General features: G+C 59.7%; 4 protein-coding genes. 2 read left to right on the top strand and 2 right to left on the bottom strand.

The window, feature by feature from the left end:
• The coding region (locus ACIOZM_RS27050) for a hypothetical protein (protein ID WP_401219559.1) at window positions 1–259 on the bottom strand (259 nt) is incomplete at its 3' end.
• A gap of 206 nt (window positions 260–465) precedes the next feature.
• On the bottom strand, window positions 466–1464 hold the full coding sequence (locus ACIOZM_RS27045) for an AraC family transcriptional regulator (protein WP_401219557.1): 999 nt from the start codon (window positions 1462–1464) through the stop codon (window positions 466–468).
• A 350-nt stretch (window positions 1465–1814) separates the two neighbouring features.
• Between ACIOZM_RS27045 and ACIOZM_RS27040 the strand changes: the two genes are divergently transcribed.
• The gene (locus ACIOZM_RS27040; protein ID WP_401219554.1) at window positions 1815–3149 is read left to right on the top strand and encodes a dicarboxylate/amino acid:cation symporter; all 1335 of its coding nucleotides are present in this window, start codon (window positions 1815–1817) and stop codon (window positions 3147–3149) included.
• A 144-nt stretch (window positions 3150–3293) separates the two neighbouring features.
• Window positions 3294–4475 (top strand): CaiB/BaiF CoA transferase family protein, encoded by a 1182-nt coding sequence (locus ACIOZM_RS27035; protein WP_401219551.1) that lies wholly within the window; start codon window positions 3294–3296, stop codon window positions 4473–4475.
• Window positions 4476–4711: the final 236 nt, after the last annotated feature.

Genomic DNA, 4711 nt, shown 5'->3' with positions numbered 1-4711 from the left:
CATTCTGTGAGTGGTTAAAAGCGGCGCGGGGCAGCTTTGCTTTTGCTTTTCTGTAGGAGTGAGCCTGCTCGCGATGGCGGCCTGCCAGCCGACCAATCTCTGCCCGATATACCCAATCCCTGGGGGAGCAGGCTTGCCAGCGATGGCGGCCTACCATCCAACCAAACCCTGCCTGATGTACCCAATCCCTGTGGGAGCGGGCCTGCCAGCGATGGCGTCCTGCCATCCAACCATTTTCTATCAGATGTACATCAATCATGTAGGAGTGAGCCTGCTCGCGATGACGGCCTGACAGCCGACCATTTCCTGTCAGATGTAAATCAATCCTTGTGGGAGCTGGCTTGCCAGCGATGGCGGCCTGCCATCCAACCACTTCCTGCCAGATACACATCAATCCCTGTGGGAGTGAGCCTGCTCGCGAAGACTGTCTCTCAGCCAATCAATCTCTGTCAGATGTACCCCGCCTCATTGCTCCTGCGCCCGATAAGCCCCCGGCGTCAGTCCGGTCCATTTCTTGAACGCCCGGTGAAACGCCGAAGGTTCTGAGAACCCCAACTGCTCGGCAATCTGTTGCAACGACAGATCTGCCCGTCCCAAATGGTAGATGGCGATATCCCGCCGCAGTTGATCCTTCAACTCCTGAAAGCTCGTTCCTTCCTCACGCAAATGCCGGCGCAGGGTCTGCGGGCTGATGTGCAGATGCGCCGCCACCGCTTCCAGATCCGGCCAGCGTGCGCTGTCGCTGCTGAGTAATCGGCGCAGGCGGCTGCTGAGGCTGTCGCCGTCGTCCGGGCGTGAAAGCAGGTCGGCGGGGGAGCGTTCGAGGAAGTGTTTGAGGGTGCGTTCGTCCTGCAAAAGGGGCATGTGCAGGTAGCGGCTGTGGAACAGCAGGCTGCTCTGATCTGTGGAGAAACTCATGGGGCAGGGGAACAGCAGGTCGTATTCGGCGCCGTGGGCGGGTTTCGGGTAGCTGAATGTCACTTGTTCCAGGCGGATTCGCTGGCCGATCAGCCAACTGCCGAGGCGATGCCAGATCACCAGCAGGCTTTCGGTGAGGAAGTGGTCCGGGTCCCAGAATGTTGAATCATCAAGGCTCAGACGCACCCATTCGTCTTCGCGGGTGAGGCTCAGGCGCGGGGCTTCGGGGAATAGGCTATAAAACAATAAGCCGCGTTGCAGAGCCTTTTCCAGATTGCGGCAATGAATCGAGGCATGGCACATCATGGCGAAGCTGCCGGGTTTGCTCGGCGCGTTGCCGAAACCCAGGTATTCGTCGTCCAGTGCCAGCCACAGGCTCTGGATCAGGCGGGTGAATTGCTCCGGGGCGATGCGCGCGCGTGGTTCGTCGAGCAGCTCGGGGCTGATCCCCAGTTGCAGCAGCAGCCCGGAGTAGTCGAACCCCGAGCGGCGTGCGCCACCGAGGGCGGCGCGGGCGAAATGGCTGGCGATGGTGCGTTCACGCATAAGCGGCAAATCCTTCCTCTGGCGCCGGATCTTAGCTGTGGGTTGGCGATGGCAACAAGGCGGATTTCCGCCAAATTGTAGGACGAGGTTCGGTGACTTGGCGGAAATCCGCCACTCTCGGGTAACCGGATGGTGACACAAAAAGCGCTGTAACCCCTGATGTCAAAAGGCTTGCAGCGAAATGCACCAAAGTGGCACGAGGTTTGCGATAAGAGCGACAGAAGCGTGCGTCGAGCCTGTCCGGAAAGCGCCGCTCGAACAACAAATCCCTCCAGTGCAGGAGGGTTCGCAATTCAGGTTTCGCCAGCAACAGATGGATGTTGCGCGCGGGGCTCTTGAGGAAACTTGCAATGACGACTCGTCAGCCACTCTACAAATCCCTGTATTTCCAGGTGATCGTCGCAATCATCATCGGTATTGCGCTCGGTCACTACTACCCGCAGTTCGGCGTGGCCGTAAAGCCGCTGGGTGACGGGTTCATCAAACTGATCAAAATGATCATCGCCCCAATCATCTTCTGCACCGTGGTCAGCGGTATCGCTGGCATGCAGAGCATGAAGTCGGTCGGCAAGACTGGCGGTTACGCACTGCTGTACTTCGAAATCGTTTCGACCATCGCTTTGCTGGTCGGCCTGCTCGTGGTCAACATCGTGCAACCGGGCAACGGCATGCACATCGACGTCGCTACGCTCGACGCCTCGAAAGTCGCCTCTTACGTGGCTGCTGGCGCTGACCAGAGCGTTGTCGGCTTCCTGCTCAACGTGATCCCGACCACCATCGTCGGCGCGTTCGCCACTGGCGATATCCTGCAAGTGCTGATGTTCTCGGTGATCTTCGGTTTCGCCCTGCATCGCCTGGGTGCCTACGGCAAGCCGCTGCTGGACTTCATCGATCGCTTCGCCCACGTCATGTTCAACATCATCAACATGATCATGAAGCTCGCGCCAATCGGTGCCTTCGGTGCGATGGCGTTCACCATCGGTGCCTACGGTGTCGGCTCGCTGGTGCAGCTGGGTCAACTGATGATCTGCTTCTACATCACTTGCCTGCTGTTCATCCTGATCGTGCTGGGCGGTATCGCTCGCGCTCACGGCTTCAGCGTGCTGAAGATGATCCGCTACATCCGTGAAGAACTGTTGATCGTACTGGGTACTTCCTCGTCGGAATCGGTTCTGCCGCGCATGCTGATCAAGATGGAGCGTCTGGGCGCGAAGAAATCGGTAGTGGGTCTGGTGATTCCGACCGGTTACTCGTTCAACCTCGACGGTACTGCTATCTACCTGACCATGGCCGCCGTGTTCATTGCCCAGGCAACTGACACCCACATGGACATCACTCACCAGATCACCCTGCTGGTGGTGTTGCTGCTGTCCTCCAAAGGCGCTGCCGGTGTGACTGGTTCGGGCTTCATCGTGCTGGCGGCGACGCTGTCGGCTGTTGGCCACCTGCCGGTTGCCGGTCTGGCGCTGATCCTCGGTATCGACCGCTTCATGTCCGAAGCACGTGCCCTGACCAACCTGGTGGGTAACGCCGTTGCCACCATCGTTGTTGCCAAGTGGGTCAAAGAGCTGGACACCGATGTGCTGCAATCCGAGCTGGCCTCGGGCGGTCGCGGCATCGTTGATACCCGCGTTGAAGACGACCTGGGTGTGGCCGAAGGCCCAACCCCGAGTAACGTGAAGTAAGTATCGCTTGAATAAGAAACCTGCTTCGGCAGGTTTTTTATTGCCTGCGATTTGAGCGCAACGGTCACTGCCGCTGATGGATTCGGTTATTGCTGCATGGGCATGTGCTGCCTAGGCTGAGTGCATCGCCCAAGGAGATCGCCCATGTCTGCACCGCTGGCCTCACTGAAGATTCTGGATTTCTCGACCTTGCTGCCGGGGCCGTTCGCCTCGCTGTTGCTGGCAGACATGGGGGCCGAGGTGTTGCGTATCGAGTCGCCGACCCGCCTCGATCTGCTGCGGGTGCTGCCGCCCCACGACGGCGGAATATCCGCCAGCCATGCCTATCTCAATCGCAACAAACGCAGCCTGGCGCTGGATCTGAAACAGCCCGAGGCGCTGGAGGTGGTCAAGCAGTTACTGGGCGATCACGACATTGTCCTCGAACAATTCCGACCCGGAGTGATGGAGCGTTTGGGCCTGGGCTACGAGGCGCTGAAGGCGATCAATCCGAAGCTGATTTACGTGTCGATCACCGGCTACGGCCAGACCGGGCCCTACAAGGATCGCGCCGGACACGACATCAACTATCTGGCGCTGGCCGGGCTCTCCAGCTACACCGGGCGTGCCGACAGCGGGCCATTGCCGTTGGGCATGCAGGTGGCGGATGTCGCGGGTGGCTCGCTGCACGGGGTGATCGGTCTGCTGGCGGCGGTGATTGCTCGCCAGCAAACCGGGCAGGGCACGCATCTGGATGTGAGCATGACCGACTGCGCATTCAGCCTGAATGCCATGGCCGGTGCCGGCTATCTGGCCTGCGGCGAGGAGCCGGGTCGGGAAGACCAGATACTGAATGGCGGCAGTTTTTACGATTACTACCGCTCGCGCGATGGGCGCTGGATGTCGGTAGGCAGTCTGGAACCGGGGTTCATGCAGCAATTGTGTGTGGCGCTGGGTCGGCCGGAACTGGCGGCGCAGGGTTTATCGCCGAAGCCCGAGCAGCAGCGGGCGTTGAAGGAGGCGTTGAAGGTAGAGTTCGAGAAGCATGACTTTGCCGAACTGTGCCAGTTGTTTGCCGGGGTTGATGCGTGTGTCGAGCCGGTACTGAACTTGAGCGAGGCGGTGCAGCATCCGCAGTTACAGGCGCGGGAATTGGTCATGCAAGTGCCGCGTGGGGATGGTACGACGCAGGCGCAGATGGCGTGTCCGCTGAAGTTTTCCGAAGCGTTGCCGACGCCACGGCATGTCGGCGCGGTGTTGGGGCAGCATACGGATCAGGTGTTGGGGGAGTTGGGGTTCAGTGCTGAGCGGATTGCTGAACTGCGCCGGGCCAGGATAGTTCTTTAGCGTCAATGCCGGCCTCATCGCTGGCAAGCCAGCTCCCACAGGTTTTTGTGTGAACAGTTCGGACACTGTGGGAGCGGGCTTACCCGCGATAGCGGTGTGTCAGTCAGCTGAGATTTTGAATGTACCGACGCCATCGCGAGCAGGTTTTGTGGTGTGAGCACAGCATTCAGCTTCGCCACGGACATTGTGGGAGCTGGCCTGCCAGCGATAGCGGTGTGTCAGCCAGCAAATATTTT

It is taken from the genome of Pseudomonas sp. NPDC087346, assembly GCF_044744235.1.
Classification (GTDB): Bacteria; Pseudomonadota; Gammaproteobacteria; order Pseudomonadales; family Pseudomonadaceae; genus Aquipseudomonas.
The sequence above is the reverse complement of the archived record's forward strand: the minus strand, read 5'-3'. Positions and strand labels throughout refer to the sequence as shown.